Source organism: Alistipes sp. dk3624, assembly GCF_009557455.1.
GTDB classification, from domain to species: domain Bacteria; phylum Bacteroidota; class Bacteroidia; order Bacteroidales; family Rikenellaceae; genus Alistipes_A; species Alistipes_A hominis.
Genome location: NZ_CP045651.1, coordinates 383,239 through 405,170 on the forward strand (window position 1 = coordinate 383,239; position 21,932 = coordinate 405,170).

The 21,932-nt window shown below is 55.2% G+C and carries 11 protein-coding genes; 6 read left to right on the forward strand and 5 right to left on the reverse strand.

Annotated features, from left to right (window positions below; genetic code table 11):
- The 6 genes from GFH31_RS01730 to GFH31_RS01755 all read left to right on the forward strand — a co-directional run bounded on the left by GFH31_RS01730 (position 1) and on the right by GFH31_RS01755 (position 11,051).
- Complete coding sequence (locus GFH31_RS01730; RefSeq protein ID WP_153498387.1) at positions 1-2,355, forward strand: ABC transporter permease; 2,355 nt, start codon at positions 1-3, stop codon at positions 2,353-2,355.
- 17 nt (positions 2,356-2,372) lie between these two features.
- On the forward strand, positions 2,373-4,724 hold the full coding sequence (locus GFH31_RS01735; protein ID WP_153498386.1) for an ABC transporter permease: 2,352 nt from the start codon (positions 2,373-2,375) through the stop codon (positions 4,722-4,724).
- A gap of 24 nt (positions 4,725-4,748) precedes the next feature.
- The gene (locus GFH31_RS01740) at positions 4,749-7,106 is read left to right on the forward strand and encodes an ABC transporter permease (protein WP_153498385.1); all 2,358 of its coding nucleotides are present in this window, start codon (positions 4,749-4,751) and stop codon (positions 7,104-7,106) included.
- Positions 7,107-7,155: 49 nt separating this feature from the next.
- Complete coding sequence (locus tag GFH31_RS01745) at positions 7,156-7,836, forward strand: ABC transporter ATP-binding protein (RefSeq protein WP_101573296.1); 681 nt, start codon at positions 7,156-7,158, stop codon at positions 7,834-7,836.
- A 209-nt stretch (positions 7,837-8,045) separates the two neighbouring features.
- On the forward strand, positions 8,046-9,047 hold the full coding sequence (locus GFH31_RS01750; RefSeq protein ID WP_101573298.1) for a malate dehydrogenase: 1,002 nt from the start codon (positions 8,046-8,048) through the stop codon (positions 9,045-9,047).
- A gap of 108 nt (positions 9,048-9,155) precedes the next feature.
- Positions 9,156-11,051, forward strand: a complete 1,896-nt coding sequence (locus GFH31_RS01755) for a glycoside hydrolase family 127 protein (protein ID WP_118656918.1) — start codon at positions 9,156-9,158, stop codon at positions 11,049-11,051.
- 117 nt (positions 11,052-11,168) lie between these two features.
- Here the strand turns inward: GFH31_RS01755 and GFH31_RS01760 are convergent, their stop codons facing one another.
- From GFH31_RS01760 to GFH31_RS01780, 5 genes are all read right to left on the reverse strand, one after another.
- On the reverse strand, positions 11,169-12,590 hold the full coding sequence (locus tag GFH31_RS01760) for a glutamate synthase subunit beta (protein WP_055205976.1): 1,422 nt from the start codon (positions 12,588-12,590) through the stop codon (positions 11,169-11,171).
- A gap of 21 nt (positions 12,591-12,611) precedes the next feature.
- A complete protein-coding gene (gene gltB, locus GFH31_RS01765; RefSeq protein WP_153498384.1) occupies positions 12,612-17,138 on the reverse strand; it encodes a glutamate synthase large subunit in 4,527 nt (1,508 codons plus the stop codon).
- A 64-nt stretch (positions 17,139-17,202) separates the two neighbouring features.
- A complete protein-coding gene (locus tag GFH31_RS01770) occupies positions 17,203-19,395 on the reverse strand; it encodes a glutamine synthetase III (protein ID WP_101573303.1) in 2,193 nt (730 codons plus the stop codon).
- 50 nt (positions 19,396-19,445) lie between these two features.
- Positions 19,446-20,480 carry an aspartate--ammonia ligase gene (gene asnA / locus GFH31_RS01775; RefSeq protein WP_101573435.1) on the reverse strand — a complete coding sequence of 345 codons (1,035 nt, stop codon included), beginning with the start codon at positions 20,478-20,480 and terminating at the stop codon, positions 19,446-19,448.
- Between the two features lie 114 nt (positions 20,481-20,594).
- The gene (locus GFH31_RS01780; protein ID WP_101573304.1) at positions 20,595-21,875 is read right to left on the reverse strand and encodes an ammonium transporter; all 1,281 of its coding nucleotides are present in this window, start codon (positions 21,873-21,875) and stop codon (positions 20,595-20,597) included.
- Positions 21,876-21,932: the final 57 nt, after the last annotated feature.

Below are 21,932 nucleotides of genomic sequence, written 5' to 3' on the forward strand. Positions count from 1 at the left end.
ATGAAAATCTTGTTACGAAACTTAGTCAACCTGTTCGCCCGGAACAAAACAGCCGCCCTGCTGAACATAGCCGGACTTACCGTTGCGTTCGCTTCGTTCATGCTCATCATGATGCAGGTATGGTATGAACTCGGATACGACCGATGCTACCCGAATGCCAACCGGATATACGGGCTCTGTTTTCAAGTACCGCAATCCGGCGATCTGGGCACCGTGCTGCCCCGGCCGCTGGCCGAAAAACTGCTCCGGTCATCAGCCGGAATCGAAACGGGCGGATGCCTATCGTATCAACACGGAGATCCCAACGTTCCGTTCTTTCGGCCCGAACGAGGGCCGGAGTCGGCTATCGCCGCCGGTTTTTCGCTCGTTTCGCGATCCTGGTTGGATGTCTTCGGATTCGAAACGCTTTCCGGCGACCTAAACGCCTTTTCCGAACCCAACGCGGCGATTATTCCCCATTCGCTGGCCGTAAAGCTTTTCGGCAGCGAAAACCCGGTCGGGCAAACCATTGCCAAGTCGGAAGGATACCGGGAGGCCGCCCAATTTACGATCGTCGCCGTATACCGTGATTTTCCGAAAAACGCCTCGTTGAAAAACGATGTCTATACCGACCTGAAGGAGCGGCTGCTCCAAGATTTCAACAACTGTTCGACCCCTTATTTCGTCCGGGTAAAACAGAATGCCGACATCCGCCGAATCGAACAGGATCTGCTACCCCTCGTATGGAATTATGCGAAAACGTATGACGAAGACTCGACAAGAAGCCAACGGCTACGGCTCGTCGGATTGAACGACCTCTATTTCTTCAACGAAACGATCTCCCAGGAAGGGGGAAACCGCAACACCACCTATTCGCTGCTGACGGTTGCCCTGCTGATCCTGCTGATCGCGGTTATCAACTTCATTAATTTCACGATCGCACAGGCTCCGGCGCGCATGCGCAGTATCAATACGCAAAAAGTATTCGGATGCCGCTCCCGGCAGTTGCGGATCAATCTGATCGCCGAAGCGGTCTGCCTGACGGCAGTCTCGTTCCTGCTGGCCGTACTCACCGTTCACGCACTGGAAGAAACGAACCTATCTTCGCTGATTACCGGAGGAATCTCGCCCGGCGACTATCCCGGCCTGATCCCGATTTCTGCGGGAATCGCACTGCTGACCGGTTTTATCGCAGGAATCTATCCCGCTTTTTACATTACATCCTTGCAACCCGCCCTGGCGCTGAAGGGGACGTTCTCCGTCTCCCGGCCGGGTAAAAAACTACGCGTCGTCCTTATTGCGGTTCAGTTCTCCATCTCGATGATACTAATTATCGTTGCGCTGGCGGTTCATATTCAAAACCGCTATATTCGACAATTCGACATCGGGTTGCCGCGCGAAAATATCGTAACGTTCGATCTGGGCCCGTTAGCGGGCAGATCGGCCGACCCGTTGATCCATAAGCTGAAAAGCAATCCGGACATCGCCGACGTAACCCTCAGCCGCACTTTTATCGTCAGCAAAGGCGGAACGTTTTGCAACCGCCTTTATAAAAACGATGAAATCGGTTTCCGACTCATGGGGGTTGCGCCGAATTTTTGTTCTTTCATGGGAATGCACCTGGTCGAAGGACGGGATTTCACGGAGACCGACCAGCAGAGGGACGCTCCCGCCCTTATTTTCAACCGAACGGCAAAAAAACTTTATGACATAACCGTCCCCGACTGGCTGGAACATTCCGGAGAAATCGTCGGCATCGTCGAAGATTACCACGATAAACCGTTGCATTACTCCATCGAACCGATAGCTCTGATCGTATACGATCGTTCGTCGCCGTTGTACTGCATGTACGTCAAAATAAACAATCCCGATCCCGGACCGGCTATCGCTTTCATCAGGGAAGCCTACCGGACACTCAGTCCGCAGAGGCAGGTTCCCGACGTAAAATTCATGGAAGAACAACTGGGCAACCTGTATCAGAAGGAACGAAACCTTTCGGAAATGATTTTCCTGTTCAGCCTGGTGTCGGTATCGCTTGCGATCACCGGGGTTTTCGGAGTCATCCATTTCGAAACCTCCAGCCGGCGCAAGGAGATCGCTCTACGTAAAGTGTACGGTTCCCAAACCGGCGAAATTCTTCGGATGTTTAACAAAACCTACATCCGCATCGTATTGATATGCTTTGCGGTCGCGGCGCCTGCGGCCTATATCGTCGTAAAACGATGGCTCGAAAGCTTCACCTATAAAACACCGATCCCTAGTTGGATCTTCCTCATGGCGCCGGCTATCGTGCTGATTATCGTCGTCGCCGTCATCACGCTGCGCTGCTACAAAACCGCGACGGACAATCCTATAAAATCGATCCGAACCGAATAACGAAAAACGAATAAGCTATGCATACGCTGAAAAACCTGATTTTGCCATTTAAAAAGTACAAAGTCGCCGCCATACTCAACATCATCGGACTGTCGGTAGCTTTCGCCTCGTTCACGATCATTACGACACAGGTGAAGTACGACTTTTCGTTCGACCGGCATTACAAAAACAAAGACCGGATTTTCAGGCTCGAAACCCGTTCTTTCGACGGCAATGTCCACAACGCGGTGGTAAGCCGGCCGATGGCAAAACCGTTGGGTTCGATTCCCGAAGTGGAACGACAAGGCTTGTTCACCGGCGGCCCGGAGCTTGCCGTCTATGATAAAAATGCCGGAAAAAACGCGCAGCAAGGCCCTTTCCGCATCTATTCCGCCGAGCCCGGCGCGCTGGACGTACTGGAATTCGAATACGTCCGGGGAAATGCGCAACGTTTTCGCGAACCGAACACGGTATTGATCTCCGAAACGGTCGCCACCGCCCTCTACGGAACGGAAGATCCCGTAGGGCGCAGTCTGATCCTCGCGCTGGATACCGAAGCCCCGCAGGAGATCATCGGAGTCTACAAAGATTTCCCGAAAAACGGATCGGTGGAAACCGGCAGCATCGTCCGTTTTATCGGGGATGCGGATATTAACGCCAACAACGAAAGCTACGTCTATTATATCCGGCTGAATGCTCCGCAAAACAGGGGAAAAGTCGAAGCGGAACTGTGGAACTTCAACAAACATTCCGATATCTTCAAACAGATTAAAGAAGATTCGACCATTTTCCGACTGAGCCCGATCTCCGAAATCCATTATTTGAAAAACGTCCGGTTCGATCCTACTCCTAAAAGCAGTCGCACAACGGTCTGGTCGTTACTGGCCATCGCCGTGCTGATCATCGGGATCGCCATTGTCAATTTCGTCAATTTTTCCATCGCGCTCACGCCGGTTCGCCTGCGCAGCATCAATACACAGAAAGTGTTTGGCAATACCAACGGAGCCATCCGCTGCAACCTGATCGGGGAAGCCATGGGGATCGCCCTCCTTTCGCTACTTCTGTCGCTGATCGTCGTAAAGCTCTTCGCTGGCTCCGCATACGCCTCGTTCATCGAGAGTTGCACAAAAATCGGATCCGATCTGCAAATCCTGGCGATAACGGCCGTCGTCGCCATCGTTACCGGTCTGCTGTCGGGCATTTATCCTGCATTTTACGCGACTTCGCGGCCCCCAATCCTGGCGATCAAAGGCTCTTTTGCTCTTTCGCCGAAAGGGAAGCGCGTGCGGACGCTGCTCATCGCGTTCCAATTCGTCATTTCGATCGTCCTGATTGTTTTCTCCATTTCGATCCACGTTCAAAACCGCTACATGCAACGGTTCAATATGGGATTCGAGCGCGACAACATCTTGATCCAGCAGTGGATCGGAAGCAGGATAGCCTCGCAAAAGGATGCGTTCGCCGACAAGCTGAAAAGCAATCCGGCAATCGTCGACGTTACGTTCTCCAGCGGAAAAATCGTGGATCTCAACAAATCCCGCTGGGGTCAAACGTATAAAGGGGAACTGATTGCCCCGAATATTTTTCCGGTAGCGCCGAACTTCCTGTCGTTCATGGGAATCGGAATTACGGAAGGACGCGACTTTATTGCGGACGACAACCGGAAATCCAACTTTACCGTCATATTCAACCAAACGGCCCAACGCCAGTACGGACTGACAGTCGGAGAACGATTCGGAGAGTGGGACATAGCAGGCATCGCCCGGGATTTCAACTTCAAGCCGCTGCAATACGGTATCGAACCGATCGCTTTCGCCGTATTCGGCGACCATCCGATTGCGAAGAGCTGGCAGACAGGCACCCTGTACGTTAAAGTCAACCCGGCGAATCTTTCCGCCACCTTGAAGTTTATCCGGGAAACCATACAAGAATTCGATCCGGATGCGGAAGAAAATCTCGTATTTCTGGACGATTCAATCGGACAACTGTATCAGAAAGAACGGAACCTCTCGACCCTGATTTTGCTGTTCAGCCTACTGTCGATGCTGATCTCGGTCGTCGGCATATTCGGTCTCGTGCTGTTCGAAACACAGTACCGGCGTAAGGAGATCGGCATCCGGAAAATCCACGGCGCGACCGTCGGCGAAATCCTCCGAATATTTAACGGCACTTATGTCCGGATCGTACTGGCCTGCTTCGTTGTCGCGACACCGGTCGCTTATTACGGAGTAAAACGATGGCTCGAAAATTTCGCTTACCGAACGCCGATCCATAGTTGGATCTTCCTCGCCGCGCTGATCGTCGTACTAAGCGTCGTCGTCGCGATCATCACGCTTCGCTGCTACAAAACAGCGACGGACAATCCTATAAAATCGATTAAAACCGAATAACCAAACTACAAACGCTTGCCAATCATGACACCTTTGAAAAATTTCTTCCACGTACTGAAAAAGTACAAAATCGCTTCGCTGCTCAACGTCATTGGGTTGAGTATCGCATTCGCCTCGTTCATGATTATCATGACGCAGGTAAAATACGATCTGTCGTTCGACCGGCATTACAAAAATGCGGATCGGATATTCCGGGTCGAAAATCAGGCAATGACCGAAAACGGAAAGTATAGCGCCAACACCTCCCGCCTGGTGGCGGAAAAGGTGTTCGCAGCAGAACCCGAAATCGAAAAAACGGGACTGATCCAAAGTTATCAACAGCTCGACATCTACGACCAGAGTCTCGGGAAAGACTCCCGTCAGGGCCCTTTCCACTTTTATACCGCCGAACCCGACGCGCTGGATATATTGGAATTCGAATTCGTTCACGGCAGTCCGCAGCGTTTTTCGGAATCCGGGACGGTATTGATCTCGGAACAGGTCGCCACAGCGATTTACGGCGACCAAAACCCGGTCGGACGCAGCCTTATTTTCGACAAGGACACGGAGCACCCGGTAGAGATCGTCGGAGTTTATAAAAACTTTCCGCAAAACGCGACGATAAGATCCAACAGCATCGTCCGGTTTATCGGCCAGGAAAATGCCGGCAACGGCAACAACTGGAATTACGTCTATTACATCCGGCTGAACGCAAGGGAAAATGCCGAGCAAGTCATGCAGGCCATGAACAAAAAGTATCAGGAGTTCGTCGGTACGGGAAATTCGGTTCCGGACAACTTTTTCCGGCTCACTCCGATCACCGAAACCCATTTTACACAAAGCGTCAGCTACAGTCCGACGGATACGGGCAACCGCGCGACGGTCTACTCCCTGATGAGTATCGGCGTTCTGATTATCCTGATCGCTATGATCAACTTCGTCAATTTCTCCACTTCGCTTATTCCGACCCGTATCCGCAGCATCAACGTCCAGAAAGTGCTGGGCGGATCGAACGCCGCCATCCGACGGAACATGATTGCGGAATCGGCGGGACTCGCGGTCGTCTCGTTTTTCGTTGCGCTGCTGATCGTTCATGCATTCTCCGGAACGCCGCTGGCATCCGACATCAGCGCCCCGTGCGACGTCGGAGCCGATATGCCGATTCTGTGGGGCACGGCGCTTATCGCCGTCGCGACCGGAATCCTGTCCGGAATATACCCGGCTTTTTACAGCACCTCGTTCGCTCCGGCGCTCGTAGTGAAAGGCGTTTTCGGGCTTACCCCGAAAGGACGCCGTTTGCGCACGGTACTGATATCGGTACAGTACGCGATATCGATCACATTGATCATCGTCACACTGTCGATACACAGACAAAACCGTTACATGCAAAAATCCGATATGGGGTTCCAACGTGAAAATATCCTGACCACATGGGTGCCCCGTGAAATAGCCGACAAAAGAAAAACCCTGGCCGACAAGCTGACGAGCAATCCCGCCATCACGGACGTGACTTTCGCCGCCGGACCGTTTGTCGCAAAAGGACGGATGCGCTGGGGACGTAGTTACAAAGGAAAAGGCATTACTTATGACGCCTATCCGGTAGCTTCGAATTTTTTACGTTTCATGGGAATCCGGATTACGAACGGACGCGATTTCAACGAAAACGATGATTTAAAACCGGAAATATCTCAAATATTCAACGAAACGTCTCAGCGGAAAGACAGCATCACAGTCGGCGAAAAGATGGAGGACGGAACAAATATCGTAGGCATCGCCAGAGATTTCAATTTTCAACCGCTGCAATACGGCATCAATCCGTTCGCATTCGTCACGTTCGGGACAACCGAATGGGGCGCGTGGACTCCGCTGCGCTATCTGTTCGTCAAGACCAACGGAACGGATATTCCCGCCGTCGCGGATTTCATCAGGAAATCCGTCAAAGAGCTGGTTCCGGACAGCCAGCTCGACATCAGATTCATGGACGAAGAGATCGGAAATCAATACTACAAAGAACAAAAACTGTCGAATTTACTCACCTTGTTCAGCCTGCTGTCGATCTTGATCTCGATCGTAGGGGTATTCGGCCTCGTGCTGTTCGAAACCCAGTACCGTCGCAAAGAGATCGGGATTCGGAAGATCCACGGCGCGACTGTCGGCGAGATCCTCCGGATGTTCAACAAAATTTACGTGCGCATCGTACTGGCGTGTTTCGTTGTCGCCGTACCGATAGCTTACTGCATCGTCGACCGGTGGCTCGAAAACTTCGCCTACAAAGCTCCGGTCGAAATCTGGATTTATCTCGCGGCGCTGGCGATCGTGCTGGGAACCACCGTCGCCACCGTACTGATCCAGACGTACCGGGCCGCCACGGACAATCCCGTCCGGTCGTTGAAAAAACATTAATTATTTTCCGAACATTCATAATCATCCATTCTTTTTAAAAATTACTGCTATGTTGAAAGTTGAAGAACTGAGCAAGAGCTTCCGTACGGAAGAGATCGAAACCATCGCTCTGAACAAGGTTTCGTTCGAAGTCACCGAAGGCGAATTCATTGCGGTCATGGGGCCGTCCGGCTGCGGCAAATCGACGCTGTTGAACATCCTCGGGCTGCTGGACAACCCTACCTCGGGCAAATACTACCTGCTCGGAAAGGAAGTCGGAACCCTGAAGGAAAAAGACCGCACGCTGTACCGCAAAGGCAAAATCGGTTTCGTTTTCCAAAGTTTCAACCTGATCGACGAACTGAACGTCTACGAGAACGTCGAACTGCCTTTGATCTACCTGCGCGTCAAAGCCGCCCAGCGCAAAAAAATGGTCAACGAGATCCTCGACCGGATGAATATCAGCCACCGCGCCCGCCACTTTCCCCAACAGCTTTCCGGAGGTCAGCAGCAGCGCGTCGCCATCGCCCGCGCCGTCGTTTCGAACCCGAAGCTGATCCTCGCCGATGAGCCCACCGGCAACCTCGACTCGAAGAACGGCAAAGAGGTCATGGATCTGCTGACCGAACTGAACAAGGAGGGCACGACCGTCGTAATGGTAACCCACTCGCAGCACGACTCCTCCTACGCATCGCGCACGATCGACCTGTTCGACGGCGAGATCGTAACCGACGTGAAAGCCTTCCTGTAATCCCTCCGCAGGCAAAACGACCGTTCCGGTTAGATAATAAGCGAAGTTGCCGACATGGTTCGGCAACTTTTTTCGCTATACAAAGCTTTGGAATGCAGATACTTACATAACAACCATTCCGATTCGTTATCGGAAATAAGAATTTTGCATGACTATTGATCCGCTGAAAAAACTACTTTTATGTTATGAAACTCTAAAACCGAATCGATATGAAATTTCTGACAAACGAAAAACTGACCATCGTCGGAGCGGCCGGGATGATCGGCTCGAACATGGTGCAAACCGCGATCATGATGGGACTGACCCCGAACATCTGCGCCTACGACCCCTATGCCCCGGCATTGGAAGGAGTCGCCGAAGAGATGTACCACTGCGGATTCGAGGGCGTCAACCTAACCTATACCAGCGATATCCGCAAAGCGCTCGACGGAGCGGGATACGTCGTTTCTTCGGGCGGGGCCGCCCGCAAAGCGGGCATGACGCGCGAAGACCTGCTGAAAGGCAACGCCGAGATCGCCGCGCAGTTCGGCAAAGACCTCCGCAACTATTGTCCCGACGTGAAGCATGTGGTCGTGGTGTTTAATCCGGCCGACATTACCGGACTGATTACGCTGCTCTACTCCGGCTTGAAGCCTTCGCAGGTCAGCACGCTGGCCGCACTGGACAGCACGCGGCTGCAAATCGCGCTGGCGCAGCATTTCGGCATCGCGCAAGACCGGGTAACCGGTTCGCGCACTTACGGAGGACACGGCGAACAGATGGCCGTATTCGCTTCCACCGCGAAAGTGGACGGCAAACCGCTGACCGAACTGATCGGCACGGCGGCGCTGACCGACGAACAATGGGCCGCCCTGCGGCAGCACGTGATTCAGGGCGGCAAGCGTATCATCGAACTGCGCGGACGTTCTTCGTTCCAAAGTCCCGCCTACCTGTCGATCGAAATGATCCGCGCGGCCATGGGCGGAACTCCGTTCCGTTGGCCGGCCGGCGTCTACGTCCCGGACGGCGATCAGGGGCCGGTCATGATGGCGATGGAGACCACGATCGACCGCGACGGCGTGCGCTATAAAGTCCCGCACGGCACAGCCGGGGAGACCGAATCGCTGCACGCCAGCTATCTGCACTTGGTCAAGCTGCGCGACGAGGTGATCGGCATGGGTATTCTGCCGCCGGTATCCGAATGGGGAAATCTCAACCCGCACCTTCGATAAATCCGGTACGAAACGCCGCGCATATACCCGAAAACGATACCGGCACCGTCCGGTATCGTTTTTTTTTCATACCTTTATCAAATCAATTCAAACCCAAAACTTAACGATATGAAACGTAAAGTGATATCCGCCGCGCTATTATCCCTGCTGATCGTCGGGGAAACCGCTGCGGCGCGCAAGCCCTCCGCGACTTTCAAAAGAGCGCCGGAGCCGACCGTTCAGACCCACGTCGACGGCTACCTCGGCGGACGCATCGACGCCTGCATCCGCGTCCGCGTGATGAGCGAGGACGAAAACCTACTGGTCGCCCCGTTCCGGCAACGGAACGAGACTAACCGCTGGCAATCCGAATTCTGGGGCAAATGGACGCTCGGCGCCATCGGAGCCTACCGATACAACCGCGACCCGCAGTTGTTGCAGAAGATCGGCAACGGCGTGAGCGGTCTGCTCTCGACCCAGTCCGAGGACGGATACATCGGCAATTACGCGCCGGAAGCGCAACTGACCAACTGGGACGTATGGGGGCAGAAATACACGTTGCTCGGTCTGCTTGCCTATTACGACCTGACCGGAGACAAAAAAGCGATCGAAGGAGCCTGCAAGCTGGCCGACCGCCTGATGACCGTGATTCCGGCGAAAAAAGAGATCGAGATGGCCGGCATCTACCGGGGACTGCCGCCCAGCTCGATCCTCGAACCGATCGTCTATCTATATAACCGTACGGGGAACGGCAAGTACCTCGACTTCGCCAAATACATCGTCGGCCGTTGGGAAACCGACAAAGGTCCGCAGTTGATCGGCAAAGCGCTGGCCGGGGTTCCGGTGGCGGAGCGCTTCCCGTTCAAAAGCGGCTGGGAAACCTGGTGTTCGTGGGACAACGGGCAAAAAGCCTATGAAATGATGTCTTGTTACGACGGTCTGCTCGAACTGTACAAGATCACGAAAAATCCCGACTACCTGAAGGCCGTCGAGGCGACCGTGCGGAACATCATCGACGAGGAGATCAATATCGCCGGCTCGGGCAGCGCATTCGAATGTTTCTATCACGGGAAACGGCTGCAGACCGACCCGGCTTACCATACGATGGAAACCTGCGTTACGATGACATGGATGAAGCTCTGCCAAAACCTGCTCGATTTGACCAAAAATCCGCTTTATGCCGACCAAATCGAAAAAACGACGTACAACGCGCTGCTCGCAGCGCTGAAAGAGGACGCCGGGCAAATCGCCAAATACAGTCCGCTCGAAGGCGTGCGTTCGGCCGGCGAACATCAGTGCGGCATGCATGTGAACTGCTGCAATTCGAACGGTCCGCGGGCATTCGCGATGATCCCGACCGCTGCCGTCCTTTCCAGCAACGACAGTCTGTTCGTCAACCTGTACGGTCCGTCGACCACCAAAGCTTCGTTGGGTAAAAACGAAATCTCGCTGGAACAGACGACCGCCTATCCCGAAGATGGCGACATCGAAATCGCCGTGAACGCGCCGAGGAACCTCGAATTCGCAGTCGCCGTGCGAATTCCCGCCTGGAGCAAGGTCAGCCGGGTCGCCGTGAACGGCGAATCGATCGGAGACGTCCGGCCCGGAACCTACGTCACCGTCAGAAGACGCTGGGAACCGGGCGACAAGATTTCCGTAAATCTGGATATGCGCGGACGGCTCGTCGAACTGAACGGTTACCAGGCTATCGAGCGCGGGCCGATCGTTCTGGCGCGGGATTCCCGGTTCGACGACGGATTCGTGGACGAAGCCTCCGTCATCCAAGCCAATGCAGACGGCTATGTGGAACTGATGCCCGTAACGGAAGCGGACAAACCCGAAAAGATGTGGATGGTCTATACGGCCCCGCTGGTGCTGGGTACCGACCTGGAAGGCGATTTTTATAAACCCAGGCAGATCCGGTTCTGCGATTTCGCTTCGGCCGGCAACACCTGGGACAGACGGATTCGTTACCGCGTATGGCTGAAAAAAACGTATAACGTCATTCTGGCTCCGCAACAGTAAACCCTTCAGCCGCGCTTTTGGCCGCAGGAGACCTCGCTACGACCGGAGTCCCGTCAACCGAAAATAAAAAAACCGACCGTATCCCGGCCGGTTTTTTATTGCGGACACTGCACAAGATTACTGTCCTTTCAGGAATCGGTCGATGTTTTCGGCGGCCCTGCGCCCCGACGCGATCGCGCGGACAACCAACGATGCGCCCATAGAGGCATCCCCGGCGGCAAAAACTTTTCCGACCGTAGTTCTGTTCGCATCGTCGACCGCAATGTTCTTGCGCGCATCGAGCCCGACTCCCAGATCGCCGACCAGCCCGTCGAGTTCGGGATGAACGAATCCCATCGCCAGCAATACGATATCGGCCTCTATGACCTCCGTTTCCCCGGTATGTTTCAGCGTCATCTTTCCCGCATCGTCCTTTTCCCATTCGACGCGTTCGGTCTCGACGCCGATCAGCACGCCGTCTTTCCCGATAAAGCGGTTCGTTGCGAGATTCCAACGGCGTTCGCAGCCTTCCTCATGCGACGAGGAGGTTTTCAACACCTGCGGATACATCGGCCACGGAGTATCCGGATTGCTGCCTACCGGCGGCTTGGGCATGATCTCGATCTGGGTAACCCCGACGGCGCCTTGACGGATGGACGTGCCGACACAATCCGATCCGGTATCGCCGCCGCCGATCACCAATACCCGTTTTCCCTGTGCGGAAATCCGCTCGTTCTGCGGAATCTGTGCGCCGGCATTCACCCGATTTTGCTGTTGCAACAGCTCCAGCGCGAAATACACCCCTTTCAGGTCGCGCCCCTCCACCGGAAGATCTCGCGGCACCCCGGCGCCGATCGTCACGCAAACGGCATCGAACTTTTCGAGTAATTCTTTAGTTTTAAAATCTTTACCTACACAAACAGAAGGTTTAAACTCGATCCCCTCCTCAGCCAGCAGCTTCAATCTCCGGTCGATAATTTTCTTACCGAGTTTGAAGTCCGGAATCCCCAACCGCAACAGTCCGCCGATAAACTCATTTTTTTCGAACACCGTTACACGGTGCCCGCGCCGGTTCAGCCTGTTCGCGCAAGCCAGTCCCGAAGGTCCCGATCCGACGACCGCCACCCGCTTTCCGGTACGCCTGCGCGGCGGGCGCGCCGTAACGTACCCTTCGGCAAAAGCACGTTCCACGATCGACACTTCATTTTCCCGGATAGTCACCGGTGCGTCGTGCAGTTTCAGTACGCAGGATTTTTCGCACAACGCCGGACACACGCGCCCGGTAAACTCAGGGAAGTCGTCCGTCTCGGCCAGCGAACGGTAAGCCTCCTCCCAGCGACCGCGCCAGGCCAGATCCTGCCATTCGCCCTGGCGGTTACCCAGCGGACAGGCCCAGTGGCAAAACGGCACCCCGCAGTCCATGCAGCGCGAAGCCTGCAGGCGGCGGTCTTCGATATTGAGCGTCTGCTCGACTTCGGCATAATCGTATATCCGGTCGTGCAACGGGCGGTACCCCGCCTCTTTACGACCTATGGTCAAAAATGCTTTCGGATTTCCCATGATTGTTCGTTTTTCAGCGGTTTAATAATCTTTTTCCATCTCGGCGATCTTGCGGTCGAGCGCGGCCATGCGCTGCGCATGGAGCACTTTTTTGTATTCGATCGGCATCACCTTGATAAACTGGCCGACGTATTCGCTCCAGTCGTCGATCATCGTTTTGGCGAGCGGGCTGCCCGTATGGTAATAGTGCGAACTGATCAGCGCATGCAATTCCTTGCTGTCGGCCGTCTCTTCGATCAACGACAATTCGACCATCTCCATGTTGCAGAAGAAGTCGAAATTGCCGAGACGGTTCCACACGTAAGCGATTCCGCCGCTCATGCCCGCCGCAAAGTTTCGTCCGGTCGTACCGAGCACTACGGCGCGGCCGCCGGTCATGTATTCGCAACAGTGATCTCCCACCCCTTCGACAACGGCCGTCGCGCCGCTGTTACGGACGCAGAAACGCTCGCCGACCTGCCCGTTGATATACACTTCGCCCGCCGTCGCGCCGTAGAGCAGCGTATTGCCGGCAATGATGTTCTCGTGGGGCAGGAAAGTCGAGTTTTTCGGCGGCACCAAAACGATTTTTCCGCCGGAAAGCCCTTTGCCGAGGTAGTCGTTGGCGTCTCCCTCCAAGCGAAACGTCACGCCCCGGCACAGGAACGCTCCGAAACTCTGCCCGGCAGAACCGCGGAAAGTCACGCTGACCGTATTCTCGGGCAACGCTTCGCTGCCGTATTTCGAAGTGATCTGTCCCGAAAGCATCGCTCCGACCGAACGGTCCGTATTGTAAATCGGGAAACTCAGGTGCACCGGCATTTTCGAATCGATGGCCGGAGACGCCATCCCGATGATCGAACGGTCCTTGACCTTTTCGATCTTATGATCCTGCACGGTCGTCCGACGGACGTCGTTCGTTCCGGCTTCGGCCGGACGGTACAGGATCCTCGACAAATCCACTTTCGAAATTTTGGTTCCCGGTTCGAACTTTTTCGGCTCGATCAGGTCGGTGCGACCGATAATGTCGTCCAACCGCGCGTATCCGAGTTCGGCCAACGTTTCGCGGACATCTTCGGCCAGAAAGTTAAAGAAATTGACCAGGTACTCGTAACGCCCGCGGAAATGTTCCCGCAGCCGTTCGTCCTGCGTAGCCACGCCGACCGGACAAGTGTTCATATGGCACTTGCGCATCATCACGCACCCCAGTACGATCAACGCGCTCGTAGCGAATCCGAACTCCTCGGCCCCGAGCAGCGCGGCGATCACCACGTCGCGGCCGGTTTTCAACTGGCCGTCGGTCTGCAGCGTGACTTTACCGCGCAGACCGTTCAGCACGAGGGTTTGCTGTACGTCGGCCAAGCCGATTTCGGTCGGCAGGCCGGCATGTTTCACCGAGCTGACCGGACTGGCTCCGGTACCGCCTTCGCCGCCGCTGACCAGGATCATATCGGCTTTCGCTTTAGCGACTCCGGCCGCAATGGTGCCGATTCCGCTTTCGGAAACCAATTTCACGCTGATCCGCGCGCGCGGATTGACATTCTTCAGGTCGAAAATCAATTGCGCCAGGTCCTCGATCGAATAAATATCGTGGTGCGGAGGCGGCGAGATCAGCGAAATGCCGGGGATCGAATGCCGCGTCCGGGCGATCATCTCGTCGACTTTGTAACCGGGGAGTTGTCCGCCCTCGCCGGGCTTGGCCCCCTGGGCGACCTTGATCTGGATCTCGTCGGCATTGACCAGGTATTCGGCATGGACGCCGAAACGTCCCGAAGCCACCTGTTTGATCGCGCTGCGGGCGATCGTACCGTCCGTATTGGGACGGTAACGCCGCGCGTCCTCGCCGCCTTCGCCGGTATTGCTTTTGCCTCCGATCTTATTCATCGCGATCGCGATCGCCTCGTGCGCCTCGCGGCTGAGCGAACCGAACGACATCGCACCGGTTACGAAACGCTTCATGATCTCCGTCGCCGGCTCCACGAGCGACAGGTCGATCGGATTGCGTTTCAATTCCATCAAATCGCGCAGAAACATCGGCGACGGTTTTTCGTTGACAAGTCGCGTATACTCCTTGAATTTCTTGTAACTGCCCAGCCGCGTGGCCAGTTGCAGCGTAGAGATCGTCTCCGGATTCCACGCATGCCGCTCGCCGTCCTTACGATAGGCGTAATTGCCGAAATTCTCCAGCGGCGCATCCTCGTCGTACAGCTCCCCGAAACCGTGCGCATGAGCGGTCAGCGTATCGACGGCGAGGTCTTCCAAGTCGGCCCCGCCGATCTTCGAGGTCATCCCCCGGAAATACCGTTTCAGCAATCCGTCCGACAGTCCCACCGCTTCGAAGATCTCCGCGCCGCGGTAACTGCGGATCGTCGAAATCCCCATCTTGGAGATAATTTTCAGTAATCCTTTATTTAACGCTTTGACGTAATGTTTTTCGGCCGTTTCGTAGTCCAACTGAATATCGCCTTGGGCAACCAGCCGGTCGAGCACGGCGAAAGCCATATACGGATTGACGGCGCTGGCCCCGAATCCGATCAGCAACGCCATATGCATCACTTCGCGCGCCTCGGCGGTTTCGACGATCAGCGCGATCTGAGCCCGCTTGCGCCGGTCGTTCAGGTAGTGGTGCACGGCCGACAGAGCCAGCAGCGACGGGATCGGAGCATGTTCGACGTCGACGCCCCGATCGCTCAGAATCACATAATTGTAACCGTCGTCGACCGCTTTTTCCGCCATTCCGCAAAGTCGGTCAACCGCGTCCGCAAGCCCCTGTCCGCCGTCTGCCGGGCCGAACAGCATCGGCAAGGTCAGCGTCCGAAATCCTTTGTAACGCAGATTATTCAAAATATCCAGTTCGGCATTGGTCAGGATCGGACTCGGCAGTTTGACCACTTTGCAGTGTTCGGCCGACGGGTGCAAGATATTTCCGCCGACCGCGCCGATGTAACTGGCGATCGACATGACCAGTTCTTCGCGGATCGGATCGATCGGCGGATTGGTCACCTGCGCGAACTGCTGCCGGAAATAGTTGAACAACCGCTGCGGTTTGGCCGACAGAATGGCCAGTGGCGTGTCGTTGCCCATCGAACCGAGCGGTTCGAAACCGTTTTCGCCCATCGGCTTGATAAGCTTCTCGACGTCCTCCCGGTTGTACCCGAACACGCGCAGCATCCGGTCGTACTGTTCGACCGAATGTTTCACCTGCCGGCCCGAAGTAATCTGGTTCAGCACGACCCGGTTCCGTCCGAGCCACTCTTTGTACGGATGTTCGGCGGCGAGCTGTTCCTTGATTTCCGGATCGTAACGGATTTCGCCCTTCTCGGTGTCGATCATCAGGATTTTACCGGGACGCAAACGACCCTTTTCGCGGATCTCCGAAGCTTCGACGGCAAACGTCCCGGTCTCCGAAGCGACCACCATCATGTCGTTCTTGGTAATAAAGTAACGGGCCGGGCGCAGGCCGTTACGGTCAAGCATACCGCCGGCATAACGGCCGTCCGAAAAAAGCAACGTCGCCGGGCCGTCCCAAGGCTCCATGAAAATACTGTGGTATTCGTAAAAAGCCTTCAGTTCGGCGGATATCGGATTTTTATCGTTATAGCTTTCCGGAATCAACATCGCCAGCGCATGGGGTAACGTCATGCCGCTCTGAACGAAAAATTCCAGTACGTTGTCCAACGAAGCGCTGTCGCTCATTCCCCGCTGCACGACGGGCCCCAGCTCTTCGAGCGGACAGAGCAGGTCGGGATGCAGCACGCCCTCGCGGCTCTCCATCCAGCTCCGGTTACCGCGGATCGTATTGATCTCGCCGTTGTGCCCCAACAGGCGAAACGGCTGCGCGAGACTCCAGGTCGGAAACGTATTGGTCGAAAAACGCGAATGCACCAAAGCCAGGCCGCTGGTAAAATACGGATTGACCAGATCGGGGAAATAATAGCGTAACTGTACCGACGACAACATCCCTTTGTAGACCAGCGTACGGGTAGACAGGCTGACCACATAGCACGCCTCCTTCTGTTCCAGGTCGCTTTCGAGCCACTCTTTCTCGATCTTTTTGCGGACGATATAGAGCTTGCGCTCCAGGGTCGACGCGCCCGGATCGCCCGTTACGAAGACCTGTTTAATCACAGGTTCCGTGTCGCGGGCCGCCCGGCCCAGCACGTCGTCGTTCACCGGAACGTCGCGCACGTGCATCAGGTTAAGTCCCTCGGCCTGTACGTTTCGTTTGACGATCCCCAGAGCCGCCGTCTGACCGGCTTTGTCGCGCGGTAAGAAAACGAGTCCGGTTCCGTAATGCCCCTTTTCGGGAACCGGAATGCCCTGCAAGAGAATAAATTCATGGGGAATCTGCACCAGGATGCCGGCTCCGTCGCCGGTTTTGTTATCGGCCCCTTCGGCTCCGCGGTGCATCATGTGTTCGAGTACCTGGAGACCGTTTTCGACAATGTCGTGGGTCTTATTCCCCTTGATATTGACAACCAGTCCGACGCCGCACGCGTCGCGTTCGTTATCGGGATCGTATAACCCCTGTCGGCGGGGCGCAACGTTTATTTTTCGATTCTGTTTCATGCCTTTTGTCTGTAATTGCGCCGCAGCGTTTTTTCACAACCACCGCAGCGCGGATTAAAAACCACTAGCGTACGAATAGCAACTCCCTGTATTTCGGCAGCGGCCACATTTCGTTGTCGACCACCTCTTCGAGTTTGTCGGCGTGGTAACGGATCTCATCGAATGCCACAGCCACCGTATCGTGATAGGCAATCGCCTTTTTCCGTTCGCTGGCGATTTTGTTGGCCACTTTGCGAGCTTCGATCATCTTTTCGGTCAACGTCTGGATCTTCTCCATGTGAACGGAGATCTTCTCGATCAGCGCCATGTCCTGGCCAGCCACGCTTCCGAATTTATCGGCGCCGAACAACTCTTTCATTTTAAAAGCCTTGTCCAGCAGCATTCCCTGGTAGCGCGAAGCGACCGGAAGAATGTGATTCATCACCAGATCTCCCAACACGCGGGCTTCGATCTGGATCTTTTTCGTATAGGTCTCCCACTTCACCTCGGCACGCGCATGCAACTCTTTCGACGAAAGCACCCCCATCCGAACGAACATCTCGGCATGGGTCGGCGCAACGAACTGGTCGATGATCTCCGGAACGGAAACCGCGCAGTCCAGACCGCGCCTCAGAGCTTCCTCTTTCCACTCGTCGGTATAACCGTTGCCGTCGAAATGAACCGCGGCGGACTCCCTGACGTAAGCCTTCAGCACGGACAGAATCGCCTGCTCTTTGGGTTCGCCTTTGCCGACACGGGTGTCGACGGCCTCCTTGAATTCGGCCAACTGATCGGCTACGGCGGTATTCAATACGGTCATCGCGCCGCCGCAGTTATCCGAAGAGCCTACGGCGCGGAACTCGAAACGGTTGCCCGTAAAGGCGAACGGAGACGTCCGGTTGCGGTCGGTATTGTCGATCAGCAATTCCGGAATATGATCGATTCCTCCCATCCGGAAACCGCACTTGTCGTCGAATTCGATCGTATCGTCGCACGAACTGGAGGCCAGTTTGTCAAGCACCGCCGAAATCTGGCGGCCGAGGAACACCGAAATGATCGCCGGGGGCGCTTCGTTCGCACCCAGCCGGTGGGCATTCGTCGCGCTCGCGATACTGGCCTTCAGTAATCCGTTCCGCTTGTAAACGGCCATCATCACATTGACCAGAAACGTGATGAACTGCAGGTTATCCTGCGGCGTTTTGCCCGGGGAGAGCAGGTTGACGCCGGTATCGGTTCCGAGCGACCAGTTGTTGTGTTTGCCCGAACCGTTGATTCCTTTAAACGGCTTTTCGTGCAGGATCACCCGGAAACAGTGGCGGCGCGCCACCTTTTTCATAATCGACATCAGCAGCAGGTTATGGTCGTTGGCCAGGTTGGTCTCTTCGAAAATCGGGGCAAGCTCGAACTGGTTCGGAGCCACCTCGTTGTGACGCGTTTTGGCCGGAATGCCGAGTTTCCAGCACTCGTATTCGAGATCTTTCATAAACGCCATCACCCGGGTCGGAATGGCTCCGAAATAATGGTCTTCCAACTGCTGGTTTTTGGCGCTCTCGTGCCCCATCAGCGTACGACCGGTCAGCACCATGTCCGGACGAGCCGCATAAAGGCCCTCGTCGACGAGAAAGTACTCCTGCTCCCATCCCAGGTAGGAGTACACTTTCGACACCGTCGGATCGAAGTAGCGGCACACCTCCGTAGCGGCTCTATCGACGGCCTGCAGCGACCGAAGCAAGGGTACCTTGTAGTCGAGCGCTTCCCCGGTATAGGCGATAAAAATCGTCGGGATACAGAGCGTCGTATCGACGATGAAAGCCGGCGAAGTCGCATCCCAAGCCGAATAACCGCGCGCTTCGAACGTATTGCGGATACCGCCGCTCGGAAAGCTCGATGCATCGGGCTCCTGCTGAATCAGCAGCTTCCCGGAAAACTCCTCGATCACCCCGCCCTTGCCGTCGTACTCGACAAAAGCGTCGTGTTTTTCGGCCGTACCGCCCGTAAGCGGCTGAAACCAGTGCGTATAGTGCGTGGCGCCCATGTCCATCGCCCACTGTTTCATACCCGATGCGACGCTGTCTGCAATTTCGCGGCTCAGCGCTTTACCGTGCTTCATCGTCTCGAACAGCGCCTCGTATGTTTTTTTCGGCAGGTACTTGCGCATTTTGTCTTCATTGAAAACATACATTCCGAAATATTCGGAAGCCCGTTCCGCCGGCGCGGGCATACAAACGGCCTTGCGTTTGATCGCCTCTTCCACTACTTTAAATCTAAGTTCTGACATGGCTTTATAAATTTAAGTATTAGAAACTTTTCCGTCTCTCAAATCATTTTTTACTTCAGATAGATATTGTGCTTGCGGCACGTCTCTACCATCTCTTCGGGCCAGATACTGGCCTGCACTTCGCCGATATGCGCGCAGCGCAGCAGGAACATGCATAACCGCGACTGGCCGATCCCTCCGCCAATCGACAACGGAATACGGTCTTCGAGCAGCGCTTTGTGAAATTCCAAATCGGCGCGCTCGGGACACCCCTCGAGTTCCAACTGACGCAATAAAGCCGTTTTGTCGACCCGGATACCCATGCTTGAAACTTCGAAAGCGGATTCGAGCACCGGGTTCCACAGGATAATGTCGCCGTTCAACCCTTTATACCCTCCGTCGGACGGGGTTGTCCAGTCGTCGTAATCCGGAGCCCGGCCGTCGTGTTTTTTGCCGTCGGACAGTTTGCCGCCGATGCCGATCACGAAGATCGCCCCGTATTTGCGGGCCGCTTCCGTCTCGCGTTCCCGAGGAGACAGCGACGGATACATTTTCAACAGGTCTTCGCTTTGGATGAACCGGATGGTCTCCGGAAGGATCGGCGTGATGTGCGGATAGATCTCATACACTTCGCGTTCCATGCGGCGAACTACACCGTAAATTTTAGTAACGATCTCTTTCAGGAAATCGAGGTTGCGCTGTTCGGCCGTCACGGTGCGTTCCCAATCCCACTGATCCACGTAGATCGAATGCAAGTTATCCAGCTCTTCGTCGGCGCGGATGGCGTTCATGTCGGTATAAAGACCGTAACCGGGAGCGATGCCGTAAGCTCCGAGTTTCATTCGTTTCCACTTGGCCAGCGAATGCACCACCTCGGCGCGGCGTTCACCCATATCTTTGATCGGGAACGAAACCGGCCGTTCGACGCCGTTCAGGTCGTCGTTGATTCCCGTCCCGGACAGCACGAAAAGCGGCGCGGTGACCCGGCGCAAATCCAGTTCGGCCGCCAGCGATTTCTGAAAGCGGGTTTTAATCGTCTTGATGGCCTGTTCCATCATCTCCGGAACGAGTTTGGCCTTGTACTGTTTTACCATGTAAAGTGACATATGCTTGAATTTTAACGTTTTTTCTTTTTTCGATATCCCGGCGGCCGGTTCGCCGCCGGGGCATCTTGCAACCAACTTAAACTTAAACCTCTATTACGCTACATCCAACGATGTCTAACTGTTGTAAGCGCTCTCGCCGTGTTCGTAGATATCGAGTCCCTCCTCTTCCACGCGGGCGTCAACACGCAGACCGACCAATTTGTCGACGATCTTGAACAGAATATAGGTCATTGCGGCGCTGAAAACGACGGATACCGCCGTAGCCACTACCTGCACCCACAACTGATGCCAGTCGCCGTAAAGCGCTCCTTCCACACCGCCTTCGCCGCTGATATACCGCGTAGCGAAAACTCCGGTAAGAATAGAACCCACGATACCGCCCATGCCGTGTACGCCGAATGCGTCGAGGGCGTCGTCGTATTTGAATTTCGGTTTGACGACGGCCACCATGAAAAAGCAAACGACCGAGGAAAGAAGCCCGATGCAAACGGCTCCAAGAACGCTTACGGTGCCTGCGGCAGGCGTAATGGCAACCAGTCCGGCCACCGCTCCGGTACACACGCCGACCGTCGTCGGCTTTTTGTTGTGCACCCAGTCGATCAGCATCCACGTCATCGCCGCCACGCAAGTGGCCAAGTGCGTCACCAGAAAAGCGTTGGCCGCGATACCGTCGGCCTGCAGACCGCTTCCGGCATTGAAACCGAACCAGCCGAGCCACAGAAAAGCCGTTCCCATGAATACGAAAGTAACGTTGTGCGGGCTCATCGGCTGTCCGACCCGGTAGCCTCTTCTCTTACCGAGCAGCACGGCCATTACCAGTGCGGAAATACCGGCATTGATATGCACGACCGTTCCGCCCGCAAAGTCGATGGCCCCCATTTCCTGCAGCCATCCGCCGCCCCATACCCAGTGCGCCATCGGGTTGTACACCAAGATGCTCCACAGGATCGTGAAGAGCATAAAGCCCGAAAATTTGATCCGTTCGGCAAAAGCGCCCAGTATCAAAGCCGGCGTGATCACGGCAAACATACACTGGAAAACCACGAAAATGATTTCGGGAATGTTGCCCGTAGTCAGCGCCGACGGCGTTACGCCGTTCAGCATCACTTTATCGAAACCGCCGATCACGCTGCCTGCGGCAGTCCCGCAAAGAGAGGTTCCGAATACGAAACTGTAACCGAATGCCACCCACAGAATACTAATTACGCCGACGATAAGCAAGCACTGCATAATGATGCTCAGTACGTTTTTCTGGCGCACCAGCCCGCCGTAAAACAGGGCGATACCGGGAATGGTCATTAACAGGACGAGAATGGTAGCGACGATCATCCACGCCGTGTTGCCGCTGTCCACCGCAGGGACGGCGACTTGTGTAATATCTTCTATATAATCCATGACTCAAAATTCTTTGTCGTTATACTTCGTGTTCGTTCAATAACAAGCCCTCGAAAA

What these genes read in the sequence shown, in the direction of transcription:
- GFH31_RS01730 (WP_153498387.1), top strand. Translation starts at nt 1, where the DNA reads ATGAAAATCTTGTTACGAAACTTAGTCAACCTGTTCGCCCGGAACAAA.
- GFH31_RS01755 (WP_118656918.1), top strand. Translation starts at nt 9,156, where the DNA reads ATGAAACGTAAAGTGATATCCGCCGCGCTATTATCCCTGCTGATCGTC.
- GFH31_RS01735 (WP_153498386.1), top strand. Translation starts at nt 2,373, where the DNA reads ATGCATACGCTGAAAAACCTGATTTTGCCATTTAAAAAGTACAAAGTC.
- GFH31_RS01740 (WP_153498385.1), top strand. Translation starts at nt 4,749, where the DNA reads ATGACACCTTTGAAAAATTTCTTCCACGTACTGAAAAAGTACAAAATC.
- GFH31_RS01760 (WP_055205976.1), bottom strand. Translation starts at nt 12,590, where the DNA reads ATGGGAAATCCGAAAGCATTTTTGACCATAGGTCGTAAAGAGGCGGGG.
- gltB (WP_153498384.1), bottom strand. Translation starts at nt 17,138, where the DNA reads ATGAAACAGAATCGAAAAATAAACGTTGCGCCCCGCCGACAGGGGTTA.
- GFH31_RS01745 (WP_101573296.1), top strand. Translation starts at nt 7,156, where the DNA reads ATGTTGAAAGTTGAAGAACTGAGCAAGAGCTTCCGTACGGAAGAGATC.
- GFH31_RS01750 (WP_101573298.1), top strand. Translation starts at nt 8,046, where the DNA reads ATGAAATTTCTGACAAACGAAAAACTGACCATCGTCGGAGCGGCCGGG.
- GFH31_RS01780 (WP_101573304.1), bottom strand. Translation starts at nt 21,875, where the DNA reads ATGGATTATATAGAAGATATTACACAAGTCGCCGTCCCTGCGGTGGAC.
- asnA (WP_101573435.1), bottom strand. Translation starts at nt 20,480, where the DNA reads ATGTCACTTTACATGGTAAAACAGTACAAGGCCAAACTCGTTCCGGAG.
- GFH31_RS01770 (WP_101573303.1), bottom strand. Translation starts at nt 19,395, where the DNA reads ATGTCAGAACTTAGATTTAAAGTAGTGGAAGAGGCGATCAAACGCAAG.